The organism is Actinomadura sp. GC306 (assembly GCF_004348665.1).
In the GTDB taxonomy this organism is placed as follows: Bacteria; Actinomycetota; Actinomycetes; order Streptosporangiales; family Streptosporangiaceae; genus Spirillospora.
In genome coordinates, this window is record NZ_SMKM01000176.1 from 1 (window position 1) to 14,187 (window position 14,187).

The following is a 14,187-nucleotide window of genomic DNA, read 5'->3' on the forward strand; positions in this document are numbered from 1 at the left end:
GACGGGCAGGACGCCGGGGACCGCGACGGTGACGCAGCCCGCCGCCTCCCCCGCGGCGACGCCGTTCGGGGAGTCCTCCAGGACGACGCAGCGGGCCGGGTCGGCGCCCAGGCGGGCGGCGGCCGTCAGGTAGGGCTCGGGGTCGGGCTTGGTGCGCGCGACCTCGTCGCCCGCCACGCTCAGCGCGAAGTGCTCGCGGCCGATCGCGTCCAGCACCGGCTCGATCAGCCGGCGGTGGCTGGAGGACACCAGCGCCGCGGGCACCCCGGCCGCGCGGACCTCGGCCAGCAGGTCCTTCGCGCCGGGCATCGTCGGCACGCCGGCGCCGAGCCGCTCGGCCATGCCGTCCAGCATCCGCCGCCCGACCTCCTCGGGGGTCGCGGCGGCGCCGGTCAGCTCCAGCATGTAGCGGACGGCGACGTCCAGCGAGCCGCCGACGAGGTTCTCCTGGTGGGCGGTGCTCCATTCACCGCCCAGCCATGCCATGACCTCCGACTCGACCTCCAGCCAGATGCGCTCGGAGTCGATGAGCAGGCCGTCCATGTCGAACAGCACGGCCTGCGGGCCGCCTCGGGTCACGGTGCTCCTCCAGTGTGCAGCGAACGTCACGCGGCCCGGACCCCGCCGCAGCGTTTCTTCTTGGACGAGCTGTGCAAAGAGACGGTGACGGATGGGGCGGCCGACCGATACCGTGCCCTCTAAACTACTATCCGGTAAGGGACGGTATGAGCGCCTACCGCATCATCCTCGTCGGCACCGACGGCTCTGACTCCTCCTTCCGCGCGGTCGACCGGGCCGCCCAGCTGGCCGCCGCGACCGGCGCGACCCTGCTGCTCGCCTCCGCCTACAGCCCCATGCCCGAGCGGGAGCGCGCGAACGCCGCCGACCGGCTCGGGGACCTCGCCTACAAGGTGCAGGGGTCCACGCCGGCCGACGACGCGCTGCGCGCCGCGCGCGAGCGGGCGGTCGCGGCGGGCGCGACCGACATCGACCAGGTCGCCGTCGAGGGCGACGCCGTCGACGTGATCTCCAAGCTGGCGAAGGAGCGCGGCGCGGAACTGGTCGTCATCGGCAACCGCGGGCTGAACAGCCTCGCCGGGCGGATCCTCGGGTCGGTCCCGGCGAACCTCTCGCACCGGTCCCCCTGCGACGTGCTGATCGTCCACACGACGGACGGCAAGTAGTCCCGTCCTCCCCCCGCCCATCACGGCGAAGGACGAACTTCCTTCGGATTTCCGCTGCGGGCGTACGGCGCGGGGGGTCTGCCGCCGGGTGAGCGGGGTACGCCGTCCGCAGGACGTAGGCTGGCAGCCACCGATCATGAGCGGGGCCCCCGCCCCGGGAGATGAAGGCCCCCGCCGGTGGTGCAGTGCCTGGGCGTCGGAAGGAGGCAGCGCGTGGTCGAGCTCGAAGACGTGCCGGAACTCGTGGATCCGGTGCTCGTGGCCGCCTTTGAGGGGTGGAACGACGCCGGGGAGGCCGCCAGCGGCGTGATATCGCACCTGGAGTCCAGCTGGGAGGCGGTGCCGATCGCCGAACTCGACCCCGACGACTACTACGACTTCCAGGTCAACCGGCCGATCGTGGAGATGACCGACGGGGAGACCCGCGGGATCACCTGGCCGACCACCCGCGTGTCGTGGGCGCGGCTGCCGAACGGCAAGGACGTCGTCCTGCTGCACGGCATCGAGCCGAACATGCGGTGGCGGTCGTTCTGCCGCGAGCTGGTCGGGCTGATGCTGGAGCTGGAGGTCCGCAACGTCGTGCTGCTCGGCGCGCTGCTCGCCGACTCCCCGCACACCCGGCCGGTGCCGGTGACCGGCGCCGCGTCCGAGGCGGGCCTGGTCAACACCCTGCACCTGGAGCCGGCGCGCTACGAGGGGCCCACCGGGATCCTCGGCGTGCTGCAGGACGCGTGCGCGAAGGCCGACCTCGACACGGTGTCGCTGTGGGCCGCCGTGCCGCACTACGTCGCGCAGCCGCCGTCGCCGAAGGCGACGCTGGCGCTGCTGCGCCGCGTCGAGGACCTCCTGGACGTCACCGTCCCGCTCGGTGAGCTGCCCGAGGAGGCGCGGGCGTGGGAGCACGGCGTCAACGAGCTCGCCGAGGAGGACTCCGAGGTCGCCGACTACGTCCGGACGCTGGAGGAGCAGAAGGACGCCACCGAGCTGCCCGAGGCGAGCGGCGACGCGATCGCCCGCGAGTTCGAGCGGTACCTGCGGCGCCGGGACCCCGGCCGGGGCTAGAATCGGGGCGAGTCCCGTTTCCGGTGAAGGCCCGCGCACGCCGCCAAGTGCGCCCCCCATGTTTCTCTCCTCCCCGAAGGGCGCGGCCGCCCGGGGCCGGTGAGCCGCCGCGCCGCCGGCCCGGCGATCCGGGTCCGCCCGGCGCGCGAGGTGCGCCGCCAGCGCCGCCGCCGCGCCCACCCCTGCTGGGACCACCTCATCGCCGCGCCGCTCTGGCCGCTGCACGGCGCCAACCTCGGGACGCTGCTGCGCACCTGCGACGCCGTCGGCGCGTGCCTGGCGGTCCCCCGGTTCTCCTGGGTGCCCGAGGCGCTCGCGCGCGGGAACACGCTGCGCCGCCCCGCCTGCGTCCACTGGGTGAACGATCCGCTCGGCTGGCTGGAGCGGCAGCGGGCCGCGGGGTCGCGGGTCGTCGGCGTGGAGCTGGCCGACGAGGCGGTGCGGCTCGCCGATCTGCCCGCGGCGCGGGCCCGCACCGTCGCGGTGCTCGGGCACGAGCAGTCCGGCATCCCGGGCGAGGCGCTCGACCTGCTCGACCTGGCCGTGGAGATCCCCATGGTGGGCGGCGGCGCCAGCCTGAACGTGGCCGTCGCCGGGTCGCTGGTGCTGTACCGGCTCGCGGGCCTGCTGTGACGGGCCGAACGGGGAGGGCTTCCGGCCGGGGCGTGTCCGGCCGGGCACGCCCGGAGGTCAGAGCGCGACGCCGAGCAGGGCGTCGGTGATGGCCCTGACCTGGGGCGGGGCCGTCTCGTCGGGGCCGTCGGCGGCGGCCCACGCGTCGACGGCGGCCAGCGCGGCGGGGGCGTCGAGGTCGTCGGCGAGGGCGTCGCGGACGGCGGCGGCGACCGGGGCGGCGGGCGGCCCGGACGCGCGGGACGCTGCGGCGCGCCAGCGGTCCAGCCGGGCCCGCGCGGCGGCGAGGCCGTCGCCGGTCCACTCCCAGTCGGCGCGGTAGTGGTGCGCCAGCAGCGCCAGCCGGATCGCCATCGGGTCGGTGCCGCTCTCGCGCAGCCGCGACACGAAAACCAGGTTGCCGCGCGACTTGGACATCTTCTCGCCGTCGAGGCCGACCATGCCTGCGTGGACGTAGGCGCGGGCGTGGGGGCGCTCCCCCGTCGCGACCTGGGCGTGCGAGGCGCTCATCTCGTGGTGCGGGAACGCCAGGTCCGAGCCGCCGCCCTCGACGTCGAACGCCATCCCGAGGTGCTCGATGGAGATCGCGGAGCACTCGACGTGCCAGCCGGGGCGGCCGACGCCGAACGGGGAGTCCCAGCCGGGCTCGCCCGGCCGCTGCGCCATCCACAGCATCGCGTCGAGGGGGTCGCGCTTGCCGGTGCGGGCGGGGTCGCCGCCGCGCTCGGCGAACAGCGGCGCCATCTCCTCGCGGGTGAGCCCGCTGACCCGGCCGAACGCGGGGTCGGCGGCGACGGGGAAGTAGACGTCGCCGCCGACCTCGTAGGCGGCGTCGCGGCCGCGGAGCTTCTCGATCATCTCGATGATGAGCGGGATCGACTCGACGGCGCCGATGTAGTGCTCGGGCGGCAGGACCCGCAGGGCCGTCATGTCGCCGCGGAACAGCTCGATCTCCCGCTCGGCGAGCTCGCGCCAGTCCTCGCCGGTCTCGCGGGCACGTTCCAGGAGCGGGTCGTCGACGTCGGTGGTGTTCTGGACGTAGTGGACGCGGTGGCCCTGGTCGCGCCACACGCGGTTGACGAGGTCGAAGGCGACGTAGGTGTTGGCGTGCCCGATGTGGGTGGCGTCGTAGGGGGTGATGCCGCACACGTACATCCGGGCGGTGCCGCCGGGCCGGTCCGGGCCCGCGGGGCGCGCCGTGCCGGTGCCGGTGTCGTGGAGTCTGAGCGGCCGTGCCGCGGCGGGCAGTCCCGCGTCGGTGAGGCTGGGGACATCGGAGGCGGGCCACGATCGCATACGGAAAGCTTATCCATGCCCAGCTAGATGGGTTACGCCGAGTTCGGGGCGATTGTCCTGGCCCATCCGTGCGGGTGCGGCCCCGCCTGGGCTCAGCCGTGCCGGAGGCGGGGGTCGAGCAGCGAGTAGCAGATGTCCACCACCAGGTTCGCGGTGACCACGCACACCGTCACCAGCAGCGTGACGCCGATGATGACCGGGGTGTCGCCTGCCGCGATGGACTGGTGGACGAGCTGCCCCACGCCCTGCAGCCCGAACACCTTCTCGGTGACGATCGTGGAGCCGACGAGCGCGCCGAGGTCGATGCCGAACTGGGTGACGACCGGGGTGAGCGCCGGACGCAGCACGTGCCGGCCGACGACGCGGCGCTCCGGCAGGCCCTTGGCGCGCGCGGTGCGGACGTAGTCCTCGCCGAGCACGTCCAGCATGGCGGCGCGGGTGAGGCGCGTGTAGGCGGCGAGCATCAGCAGCGCCAGCGCGATCCACGGCAGGACCATCCGGCGCAGGAAGGCGCCTTCGAGCGGCGGGCCGGCCTCGAACAGGTGGACGCCGCTCTCGCCGAGCCTGGTCGAGAACACGTACAGCAGCGCCAGGGCCATCACGAACGGCGGCGTGGCGAGCCCGGCCAGCACGAGCGCGGCGGCGGCGCGGTCCCAGAGGGTGCGGGCCTTGACGGCGCTGAGCGTCCCGAGGGCGACGCCGCCGGCGAACCACAGGACTCCCCCGCCGGCGATCAGGCACAGCGTCGTGGGCAGCCGCGCGGCGATCAGCGCGGTCACGGGGGCGCCGCTGACGTAGGAGTCGCCGAGGTCGCCGTGCAGGAGCCGGCCGGCGAAGTTCCAGTACTGGACGGGGAAGGGCCGGTCCAGGCCGAGGTTCGCGCGGATCTGCGCGAGGGTCTCGGGGGTGGCGCGGGGCCCGCCGATGACCCGCTCCACGGGGACGGGCGACAGGTGCAGGAACACGAACACGAGGGTCGCGACCAGCCACAGCATGAACAGCGCGTGCAGGACGCGGCGGGCGGCGAGGCATGTCATCGCGGGGGTCACCCGCCCCGGGCGGCGCGGCGGGCGCGCGGGTCGAGGGCGTCGCGGACCGCGTCGCCGATCATGGTGAACGCCAGCGTGGTCGACAGCAGCAGGGCGCCGGGGACGGCCAGCAGCCACCACGCCGTCTGGAACACGTCGGCGCCCTCGCCGAGCATCGACCCCCAGCTCGGCATCGGCGGCGGCACCCCGGCGCCGAGGAACGACAGCGTCGCCTCGAACACGATCGCCGCCGGGACCAGCAGCGCGGTCAGCACGGTGATCTGCGCGGTCAGGTTCGGCAGGATCTCCGCGACCATGATCCGGGCGGTGGAGGCGCCGAGCAGCCGGGCCGCCTCGACGAACTCCTGGCGGCGCAGCGCCAGCACCTGGCCGCGGATGACGCGGGCGAACGCCGCGACGGAGAAGAACGCGACGACGAGGATCGTCATCGTGATGCCGGCGCGGGCCGAGGTGATCTGGAACGTGGTGGACAGCAGGATCGCGACCAGCAGGTACGGCAGCGCGAGCGTGAGGTCGATCAGCCGGGACAGCAGCGTGTCCAGCGCGCCGCCGGCGAGGCCGGCGAGCATCCCGGCGAGGGTGCCGGCGACGGCGGCCAGCACCGCCGCCGACAGGCCGACGGCCAGCGAGATCCGGGCGCCGTAGGCGGCGCGGACGAGGACGTCGCGGCCGAGCTGGTCGGCGCCGAGCGGGAACTCGGCGCCGGGGCCGCGGGGCTGCCCGGACACGTCCAGGCCCGTGCCGGGGAACGTGGCGTCGTAGGGGTGGCCGGTGAGGTGCGCCCACAGCGGCGCCAGGACGGCGAACACCGCGATGAGCGCCAGCACGGCGATGGACGCGGTGGCGGCCCGGTCGCGTTTGAACCGCTCCCACGCGAGCCGGGAGGGGCCGCGGGCCCGCACCGGGCCTCCGCCGCGGTCCGGGCCGGTGCCCGGCCGGGCTCCCCCGCCCCGGCAACTCCGCAGAGATCGCATTGAGTCGCCAAGTTAGCACCGACGGTCACCGTCGCGCCGCAGCGTCGCCGAAACCGTTCCGCGTCGCCGCCCCGGTCTACAGGACGCGGGTCCAGGCGGCGCCGTCGCCGGGGGCGGCGGAGAAGTCGTAGCGGACGCCGCCGGGCGCGAGCGCGGCGAGGGTGACCGAGGTGGTGCCCCAGACGCGCCCGTCGCCGAGGTCGAGCAGCGGGAGCAGGGCGCGGTGGTCGGCGCGGGGCAGGCCGTCGCCGTTCACCAGCGGCAGCCAGTCGCCCCACGCCCGCTCGGCGGGCTCGCCGCGGCCGGGTTCGGGGCGCCGCGCGGCGGCCAGGCGGGGCCGGAAGTGGGCGAGCCGCGCCGCCATGTAGGCGTCTTCGGTGTCGCCCTCCGGCTGGCCCTCGCCCTCCAGCCCGCTGTTGACGATCATGTGGAGGCCGGGGCCGAGGTCGCGTTCGGCGAGGTCGTCGCCGTCCCAGCTCCACAGCCGCACCCGGGCGGGGTCCGCGGCGACGAGGTGGAACGGGTCGTAGGCGCGCAGGTCCGGGCGGCCGAGGCCGCCGCCGGCGGCGGCCCGCAGCGGCAGCCCGCCGCGCGAGACGCGCCGGTCCTCGGGGGCGGGGCGGCCGCGGCCGTTGAGGACGAGGCCGACCCGGGGCGCACCCGGGTCGACGGCCAGCCAGGTGCCGCCGGCGCGCAGGTCGCGGCCGCCGACGAGGGCGGGCCGGTCCGGCCAGTGCCGGCCGGGCGGCTCCCAGTCGCGGGCGATGAACTCGTCCCGCACGCCGACCAGCAGGACGGGTACCGGGGAGGCGGGGTCGATGCTGATGATCGCCGTGCACATGCCCCAATTGCAGCACCCGCCGCGCGGCGCGCCGCCGGTGGGGTGGCCGGGCCCGTGGTGTGGCGGGGTTCGCGGTCAGAGCGGCGGCCAGGGGATGGCCGGCCAGTCCTCGGGGGGGTAGGGGTGGATGCGGTGCTTGAGCATGAGCTCCACGCGGCGGCGGGTCGCGTCGACCTCTTCGGGGGTGAGGAGTTCGGCGAGGCGGGCGCCGAGCGCGCCGCGCATGGCGGCGTCGACGCGGCCGAGGGCGTCCAGCGCCTCGGGCGTCAGCGGCTTGCCGCGCCACTGCCACAGCACGGTGCGGAGCTTGTAGTCGACGGAGAAGCAGACGCCGTGGTCGCAGCCGTAGACGTGGCCGTCGCCGGGCGGGAGCAGGTGCCCGATCTTGCGGTCGGCGTTGTTGACGACGGCGTCGAACACCGCCATGCGGCGGACGGCCTCGTCGTCGGAGCGGGACAGGGCGACGAGGTCGATGTCGGGGTCGGGCTCCACCCACAGCTGCACCATCCCGGGCCCGTAGGGGCCGTCGCGGTGCACGGTCGGCGGGACGGTCGCCCACCCCATCGCCTTGGAGACCTCGTAGGCGGCGACCTCGCGCTCGGCGAGGGTGCCGTCGGGGAAGTCCCACAGCGGCCGCTCCCCCGCCACGGGCTTGTACACGCAGGCGGCGGTGCGGCCGTCGTGCTCGATCGAGCAGTACAGGGTGGCGTTGGACGCCTGGACGAGCCTGCCCTCCACGCCGAGCCGCCCGGCCGACAGCAGCTCCTCGGCGGCGGCGACGTCGCGCGGCGAGACGCGGCGGGCGGGGTCGCCGTGCCCGGCGCCGTCCGCGGCCGCCCGGTCGCGGGAGGACTGCGTCATGGGCCCATTCTCCCGGCCCGGTGATCCATGATCCAGCACAGCGGAGGCGTCATGTCAGCCGAGGTATCCGTTCTGGCGCGGGCACACGTGGCCCTCGGTGTCGAGGGGGAGCCCGCACAGCGGGCAGGGCGGCCGCCCGGCGGCGACCACCTTCAGGGCGCGCTCGGCGAACGCGCGGGCCTGCGCGGCGCTGATCCGCACCCGCAGCACCGCGATGGCCGGGTCGTCCTCGCCGACCTCGGCGTCCTCCTCGGCCTCGGTGACCTCCTGCGCCTCGATGACGACCTGCTCGTCCTCCGGGTCCCAGGCGAGCGCCATCGTGCCGACCTTGAACTCCTCCTCCACCGGCTGGTCGAGGGGGGCGTCGTCCTGCAGCTCCGAGGGGGCCGCCGCGGGGACCGGCGCGTCGCCGCCGCTGCGCCGCTGCACCTCGTCCAGCAGCTCCTCCAGCCGCTCGGCCAGCAGCGTCACCTGGAACTTCTCCAGGCCCACGCTGGTCACCCGGCGGCCCGAGCGCGCCTGCAGGTAGAACGCGCGGTCGCCGGGCCGGCCGACGGCGCCCGCGACGAAGCGCTCCGGCAGGTCGTAGGAGATGACGGGCATGACTCCGACCCTACGCGCCGCCGCCCACGGGCGCGTCCTCCGGTCCGAGTCCGGCTTTCCCGGAACCTTCCCGCGGCGGCGGAGGGACCAGGGCGGCCACGTCGCCGCCGGTGTCGTTGACGCGGACGACGAACGGGCGTGTCTCGGTGTAGCGGATGACGGTGAGCGAGGCGGGGTCGGCCTGGATGCGCTGGAACTGGTCCAGGTGCAGGCCGAGCGCGTCGGCGACGACCGACTTGATGATGTCGCCGTGGCTGCACACCAGGTACAGGGCGTCGGGGCCGTGCTCGGCGGCGACGCGCGCGTTCCAGTCGCGGACGGCGGTGACCGCGCGGTGCTGCGCCGCGGCGAGGGACTCGCCGTCCGGCCCGGGGAACCGCGCGGCGCTCGGGTGGGCCTGCACGACCCGCCACAGGGGCTCCTCGGCGAGCTCCTTGAGGGGGCGGCCCGTCCAGTCGCCGTAGCGGACCTCGCCGAACCGCTCGTCGGTCTGGACCGGGCCGATCGGGGCGTCGTGCCCGGCGGCGATCGCCTGGGCGGTCTCGGCGCAGCGCTCCAGGGGACTGGTCACGACCGCGGCGATCGGCAGGGCCGCCAGGCGCTCCGCGAGCCGGGCGGCCTGGCCGCGGCCGCGGTCGTCGAGGCGCACCCCCGGCGTCCATCCGGCGAGCACGGGTCCGGTCATCGCGGTCAGGCCGTGCCTGACCAGGAGGAGGGTGGTCACAGCGGCCACTGTAGGAGATGGCGGGCGCCCGGGCGGGCGCCGGGCCCGCGGCGCGATGCGGAAGAATGCGGGGTGTGATCGTCGACCGGGCCATCTACACCGACGGGACGCGCCGCGATATCGACGGCGACATCAGCGACGCCTTCGACCAGGCCCGCGAAACCCCGGACGCCTTCGTCTGGATCGGCCTCTTCGAACCCGGCGAGGCGGAGTTCGACCTGGTCAAGGAGGAACTCGGGCTGCACCCGCTCGCCGCCGAGGACGCCGTGTCGGCCCACCAGCGGCCGAAGATGGAGCGCTACGGCGACACGCTTTTCATCGTGCTGAAGACCCTGACCTACATCGACGAGACCTCCGACATCGAGGTCGGCGAGATCATGCTGTTCCTCGGCCGGGGCTGGGTCGTGACCGTCCGGCACGGCTCCGGCAACCCGCTCGGGCCCGTCCGGCGGCGGCTGGAGGAGTCCCCCGAGCTGCTCAGGCACGGCGCCGCCGCGGTCCTGTACGCGGTGTGCGACGAGGTCGTCGACCACTACGAGCTGGTCGCCCACGAGGTCGAGGTCGACATCATCGAGCTGGAGACGGCCGTGTTCGATCCGGGCGCGCGGGACGTCACCGCCGACATCTACTCCCTCAAGCGGGAGGTCCTGGAGTTCCGCGGCGCCGAGGACCCGCTCATCCCGGCGATGGAGGAGATCGTGCGCGGCCGGGTCCGCGAGTGCACCTCGACCCGCGAGTACTTCCGCGACGTCCTGGACCACCTGATGCGCGTGGACGAGCGGGTCGACGAGCACAACGAGCTGCTCAACAGCGTCCTCACCGCGCACCTGGCGCTGCTCGGCAAGCGGCAGAACGAGGACATGCGCAAGATCTCCGCCTGGGCGGCGATCATCGCGGTGCCGACGGCGATCGCCGGGATCTACGGCATGAACTTCGACAGCATGCCCGAGCTGGACTGGGCCTACGGGTACCCGCTCACCCTCGGGGTGATGGCGGTCGTCTGCACGGTGCTGTTCCGCAAGCTCCGCAAGAGCGGCTGGCTCTAGGCCCCGATGCGCATCGGCGGGGCGAGCAGCGCCGCCCACAGGTGCGACTCGGCGCCCCGCGCCTCCAGCCGGCGGCGGATCCGCTCCACCCCGCCCCGGGTCGGCAGCGCCAGCCAGATCAGCAGCGGGTAGCCGAGGACGAACCCGGCGACGAACACCAGCTCGCTGTGCCCGACCATCGCCAGCGGCAGCCCGGCCAGGATCACGGCCTCGGCCAGCGCGAACCGCAGCAGCACCGCCTGCCGGAACATCAGCAGCGCGGTCCGCGCCGCCCGCAGCGGGTCGGGCTCGGGCGCCATCGGCCGCGGCGCCCGCGGCCCTGCCAGCAGCGCCACCAGCGCACCGGCCGCCAGCGGGAGGTACAGCCACGGCGCCGCGCCCCCGCCGGCGCCGCGGCCGTCCGCCACGATCAGCGGGCTGATCGCCAGGATCAGGACGGGCGCGCCCAGCAGGAACAGCATCATCGCCCGCATCCGGCCCAGTTCCGTCCCGCCGCGCAGCGACGCGAGGTACCCGGGGTCGTCGCCGGCGGACGCGCCGAACCGCGGGCTCATGTCCGGCCCGCCGTCGCCGTCCGGCGTCTTCGGTGAGTACATCGAGAACGGGGGTGGCGCCATGGCGGGAAACTCTAGCCGGGCGCCCGTCCGGACAGTAGACCTCACCAGGATCTTCGCGCGGGCCGCGCGGCCCGGCGCGCCGCTCGCCGCTTCCCGCGGGGCTCCCCCGGAGCGCTACATTGACCGCCTATGAAGGAGCGTCACCTCGGGCGGAGCGGGCTGCTGGTGTCCCGGCTGGGCCTCGGCACCATGACCTGGGGGCAGGACACCGGCCCGGACGAGGCGGCGGCGCAGCTGACCGCGTTCGCCGAGGCCGGCGGCACGCTGGTGGACACCGCCGACGTCTACGCCGGCGGCGCCAGCGAGCGGATCCTCGGCCACCTGCTGCGCGAGGCCGTCGACCGGGACGGCCTCGTCGTCGCGACCAAGGCCGCGATCCGCCCGGACGGCCGCTACGACGGGTCCCGGCGGCACCTGCTGCGCGCCCTGGACGACTCCCTCGACCGGCTCGGCCTCGACCACGTCGACCTGTGGCAGCTGCACGTGTACGACCCGGCGACGCCGCTGGAGGAGACGATGTCGGCGCTGGACGAGGCCGTCGCGTCCGGCCGGACCCGCTACGTCGGGGTGTCGAACTACGCGGGCTGGCAGGTGGCCAAGGCCGCCGCGTGGCAGCGGGCCTGGCCGGGCCGCGCCCCGGTCGTGTCCGCGCAGCTGGAGTACTCGCTGCTGCGCCGCGACATCGAGCGGGAGGTCGTGCCGGCCGTGCTGGACGCGGGCGCGGGCCTGCTGCCGTGGTCGCCGCTCGGCCGCGGGGTCCTCACCGGCAAGTACCGCACCGGCATCCCCGCCGGGTCCCGCGCCGCCGCGCCGCACTTCTCCGAGTTCGTCCAGCCCTACCTCGACGAGGAGTGCGCCCGCATCGTGGAGTCGGTGGTGACCGCCGCCGAGGGCCTCGGCCGCTCCCCCCTCGCCGTGGCGCTGGCGTGGGTGCGCGACCGGCCGGGGGTCGCCGCGCCGATCGTCGGTGCCCGCACCGCCGCGCAGCTCACCGCCATACTGGACAGCGAGGACCTGACCCTGCCGAACGAGATCCGCGGCGCGCTGGACGACGTCTCCGACACCTCGTCCGCTCCCTGACCCGCCGCGACGGGAAACCTGTGACCACACCTGAACCCGCCCCCGCCGACCGGGCGGCCCGCGCCGCCGAAGCCCTGCGCGCCGCCGAGGCCGCCGCGGGACGAGCGCCCGCACCCCCCGCATCGCCGGAACCGCCGGAACCGCCGGCGGCGGCCGCGGCCGCCCAGGACGGCGGCCTGCAGGCCCTCGCCGACCTGTTCGCCGCGACCGGCGTCCCCGAACCGCTCACGGCCCGCGCCGCGACCCGGCTCGGCCCGGACGCCGCGGCCCGGCTGCGCGCCGACCCGTGGCGGCTGCTGCGCGTCCCCGGCGTCCGGCTCCGGCAGGCCGACCACTTCGCCCGCGCCGTCCTCGGCCCCGAGGCGCGTCCCGACGACCCCCGGCGCGGCCGCGCGCTCGTCCTGCACCTGCTGACCGAGGCCGCCCGCGACGGCCACACGGTCACGCCCGCCGCCGACGTGCTGTCCGCGCTGGAACGCGCGAAGGTCCCCGACCCGCGGGCCGCCGTGGACGCCGCGCTGGACGAGGCGGAGGTCCTCGCCCTCACCGAGGAGCCCGGCTTCGCCGGCGCGGAGTCCGACGAGGACGCCGAACCCCCCGAACCCGAGGAGACGCTCGGCCCCGCCCGGTGGGCGCTCGCCGAGGAGGCGGCGGCCGAGGGCTTCCAGCGGCTCAGCCTCACCGCCGCGCCGCTGCTGGACGACGCGGCCGTGAAGGAACTGCGCGGCGGGCTGCCCGAGGACCGGTCACTCGCGCTCACCGCCGCGCTGCGCACCGGCGTCAGCATCCTGCGCGGCGCGCCCGGCGACCTTGCGAGCACGGCCGCCGGCATCGCGGCCGCCGCCGCGGGCCGGGGCGTGCGGGCCGCGGTGGCCGCGCCGACCGACCGCGCCGCCGCCGGCCTGCGCGCCGCCCTGCCCTCCGGCGCGGACGTCATCGTCACGAGCCTGCACCGGCTGCTGGAGCCCGGCGGCGACCCGCACGCGGCGCCGGGCGCCGTCGTGTACGGGCGCGGCGAGCCGCACCCGTTCGACCTCGACCTGGTCGTCGTCGCGGACGCCTCGGCGCTCGACGCCGAACTCTGCGCCGTGCTGGTCGAGGCGTGCCCCGACGGCGCCCACCTGGTCCTGTGCGCCGAGCCGGACGCGCCGCCGCCCGCCGGGCCGGGCCGCCCGCTGGACGACCTGGAGGCGTCGGAGACCGTCCCGGTCGTCACGCTGGACACCGCGCCGTCCGGCCCGATCGGCACGCTGGCCGAGGCGGTGCGCGGCGGCGCGCTCACCACCGTGGACGCGCCCGGACGCGAGGTCGTGATCGTGCCCGCCGCGACCCCCGGCGAGGCGGTGCACCGCACCGTGCAGCTCGTCACCGACTCGATCCCCCGCGCGCTCGGCATCGCCGCCGAGGACGTGCAGGTCGTGGCGCCCGCCGCGGCCGGCGAGGCGGGGACCGGCGCCCTCAACACCGCACTGAAGGAGCGGCTGAACCCCGGGCCCGGCAGGTTCGGCGGGCTGGACCCCGGCGACCGGGTGGTCGTCGCCGCGCCCCTCCCCCACGCCCCGCTCGGCGAGACGGGCACGGTGACCGGCGGCGGCCCCCGCGGCCTGGAGGTCGACTTCCCCGGCGGCGCCGCCGTCATCGCCCCGGCGGACGCGTCCCGGCTGCGCCCCGGCTGGGCGGTGACCGTCGCGCAGGCCCGCGGCACGCGCCGCCCCGCGGTGGTCGCGGTGCTGTCGCCCGAGGGCCTGTCCCGGCCGCTGGTGGCCACCGCGTTCGGCCTGGCCGAGCGGCACCTGTCGGTCGTGCAGGCGGCGGGGCCCGCGCTGGCCAGGGCCGTCCGCGAGGACGGCGCGCCGCCGCGCCGCACGAGGCTCGCGACACTGGTGGTCCACTGAGGCCACGGCGAGGTAAACAAACCCCCGTGTCGCGGTTTACGTGCCCGCCCGTATGGGACACGATGTCAACAGGGTCAGCGCTCACAGGGGCGGCGGCATCGGTGCGGGTGGAGGAACGACATGCCTCAGCGGCTCAGGCGGGTCGGCACGGCTTCGGCGGCGGTCTCGGCGGGGGCGCTCGTCCTCGTCCTCGCCGCCCCCGCACAGCCGGCCGCGGCCGCCGAGGAGTGCAAGAAGGGCGTCGACCCGGAGACCACGCTCGAGAACTGGAAGTGCAACCTCGGCAACCTCCGCGAGGCCCTCACCCAGCCGACCCCGACGC

16 protein-coding genes are annotated in these 14,187 nt (G+C 75.8%); 7 read left to right on the plus strand and 9 right to left on the minus strand.

Annotated features, from left to right (window positions below):
• Positions 1-579: HAD family phosphatase (locus tag E1200_RS22250; RefSeq protein ID WP_243708750.1), on the minus strand; the 579-nt coding region annotated here is incomplete at its 3' end.
• Between the two features lie 146 nt (positions 580-725).
• Here E1200_RS22250 and E1200_RS22255 point away from each other — a divergent pair.
• The 3 genes from E1200_RS22255 (at position 726) to E1200_RS22265 (ending at position 2,879) form a co-directional block, all read left to right on the plus strand.
• Positions 726-1,184, plus strand: coding sequence for a universal stress protein (locus E1200_RS22255; RefSeq protein WP_131953998.1), 459 nt, complete (start codon positions 726-728; stop codon positions 1,182-1,184).
• A gap of 213 nt (positions 1,185-1,397) precedes the next feature.
• The gene (locus E1200_RS22260) at positions 1,398-2,246 is read left to right on the plus strand and encodes a PAC2 family protein (RefSeq protein WP_131953999.1); all 849 of its coding nucleotides are present in this window, start codon (positions 1,398-1,400) and stop codon (positions 2,244-2,246) included.
• A gap of 99 nt (positions 2,247-2,345) precedes the next feature.
• The gene (locus E1200_RS22265) at positions 2,346-2,879 is read left to right on the plus strand and encodes a TrmH family RNA methyltransferase (protein WP_131954000.1); all 534 of its coding nucleotides are present in this window, start codon (positions 2,346-2,348) and stop codon (positions 2,877-2,879) included.
• 57 nt (positions 2,880-2,936) lie between these two features.
• Here E1200_RS22265 and mshC read toward each other — a convergent pair whose 3' ends face one another.
• The 7 genes from mshC to E1200_RS22300 form a co-directional block, all read right to left on the minus strand.
• Positions 2,937-4,175, minus strand: a complete 1,239-nt coding sequence (mshC, locus tag E1200_RS22270; RefSeq protein ID WP_131954001.1) for a cysteine--1-D-myo-inosityl 2-amino-2-deoxy-alpha-D-glucopyranoside ligase — start codon at positions 4,173-4,175, stop codon at positions 2,937-2,939.
• Positions 4,176-4,267: 92 nt separating this feature from the next.
• Positions 4,268-5,212: an ABC transporter permease gene (locus E1200_RS22275; RefSeq protein WP_131954002.1), complete on the minus strand. Its 945-nt coding sequence runs from the start codon at positions 5,210-5,212 to the stop codon at positions 4,268-4,270.
• Positions 5,213-5,220: 8 nt separating this feature from the next.
• On the minus strand, positions 5,221-6,126 hold the full coding sequence (locus E1200_RS22280) for an ABC transporter permease (RefSeq protein WP_243708751.1): 906 nt from the start codon (positions 6,124-6,126) through the stop codon (positions 5,221-5,223).
• Positions 6,127-6,274: 148 nt separating this feature from the next.
• Complete coding sequence (locus E1200_RS22285; protein WP_131954004.1) at positions 6,275-7,039, minus strand: NRDE family protein; 765 nt, start codon at positions 7,037-7,039, stop codon at positions 6,275-6,277.
• A 75-nt stretch (positions 7,040-7,114) separates the two neighbouring features.
• Entirely contained in the window at positions 7,115-7,900 is a 786-nt protein-coding gene (locus E1200_RS22290; RefSeq protein ID WP_131954005.1) for an SCO1664 family protein, read from the minus strand.
• Between the two features lie 54 nt (positions 7,901-7,954).
• Positions 7,955-8,503, minus strand: coding sequence for a DUF3090 domain-containing protein (locus tag E1200_RS22295; protein ID WP_131954006.1), 549 nt, complete (start codon positions 8,501-8,503; stop codon positions 7,955-7,957).
• Positions 8,504-8,513: 10 nt separating this feature from the next.
• Positions 8,514-9,227, minus strand: a complete 714-nt coding sequence (locus E1200_RS22300) for a histidine phosphatase family protein (protein WP_131954007.1) — start codon at positions 9,225-9,227, stop codon at positions 8,514-8,516.
• A 65-nt stretch (positions 9,228-9,292) separates the two neighbouring features.
• Between E1200_RS22300 and corA the strand changes: the two genes are divergently transcribed.
• Positions 9,293-10,273 (plus strand): magnesium/cobalt transporter CorA, encoded by a 981-nt coding sequence (gene corA, locus E1200_RS22305; protein ID WP_131954008.1) that lies wholly within the window; start codon positions 9,293-9,295, stop codon positions 10,271-10,273.
• Here corA and E1200_RS22310 read toward each other — a convergent pair.
• A complete protein-coding gene (locus E1200_RS22310; protein WP_165950416.1) occupies positions 10,270-10,890 on the minus strand; it encodes a hypothetical protein in 621 nt (206 codons plus the stop codon). The genes corA and E1200_RS22310 overlap by 4 nt on opposite strands.
• 129 nt (positions 10,891-11,019) lie before the next feature.
• Between E1200_RS22310 and E1200_RS22315 the strand changes: the two genes are divergently transcribed.
• The 3 genes from E1200_RS22315 to E1200_RS22325 form a co-directional block, all read left to right on the plus strand.
• Positions 11,020-11,970 carry an aldo/keto reductase gene (locus tag E1200_RS22315; protein ID WP_131954009.1) on the plus strand — a complete coding sequence of 317 codons (951 nt, stop codon included), beginning with the start codon at positions 11,020-11,022 and terminating at the stop codon, positions 11,968-11,970.
• A gap of 20 nt (positions 11,971-11,990) precedes the next feature.
• Entirely contained in the window at positions 11,991-13,865 is a 1,875-nt protein-coding gene (locus tag E1200_RS22320; protein WP_243708752.1) for a helix-hairpin-helix domain-containing protein, read from the plus strand.
• A gap of 120 nt (positions 13,866-13,985) precedes the next feature.
• A partial coding sequence (locus E1200_RS22325) for a hypothetical protein (RefSeq protein WP_131954011.1) occupies positions 13,986-14,187 on the plus strand: 202 nt, incomplete at its 3' end.

Coding starts and splice junctions, on each gene's coding strand:
- E1200_RS22285 (WP_131954004.1), bottom strand. CDS start 7,039: ATGTGCACGGCGATCATCAGCATCGACCCCGCCTCCCCGGTACCCGTC.
- E1200_RS22315 (WP_131954009.1), top strand. CDS start 11,020: ATGAAGGAGCGTCACCTCGGGCGGAGCGGGCTGCTGGTGTCCCGGCTG.
- E1200_RS22295 (WP_131954006.1), bottom strand. CDS start 8,503: ATGCCCGTCATCTCCTACGACCTGCCGGAGCGCTTCGTCGCGGGCGCC.
- mshC (WP_131954001.1), bottom strand. CDS start 4,175: ATGCGATCGTGGCCCGCCTCCGATGTCCCCAGCCTCACCGACGCGGGA.
- E1200_RS22310 (WP_165950416.1), bottom strand. CDS start 10,890: ATGGCGCCACCCCCGTTCTCGATGTACTCACCGAAGACGCCGGACGGC.
- E1200_RS22255 (WP_131953998.1), top strand. CDS start 726: ATGAGCGCCTACCGCATCATCCTCGTCGGCACCGACGGCTCTGACTCC.
- E1200_RS22290 (WP_131954005.1), bottom strand. CDS start 7,900: ATGACGCAGTCCTCCCGCGACCGGGCGGCCGCGGACGGCGCCGGGCAC.
- E1200_RS22275 (WP_131954002.1), bottom strand. CDS start 5,212: ATGACATGCCTCGCCGCCCGCCGCGTCCTGCACGCGCTGTTCATGCTG.
- corA (WP_131954008.1), top strand. CDS start 9,293: ATGCGGGGTGTGATCGTCGACCGGGCCATCTACACCGACGGGACGCGC.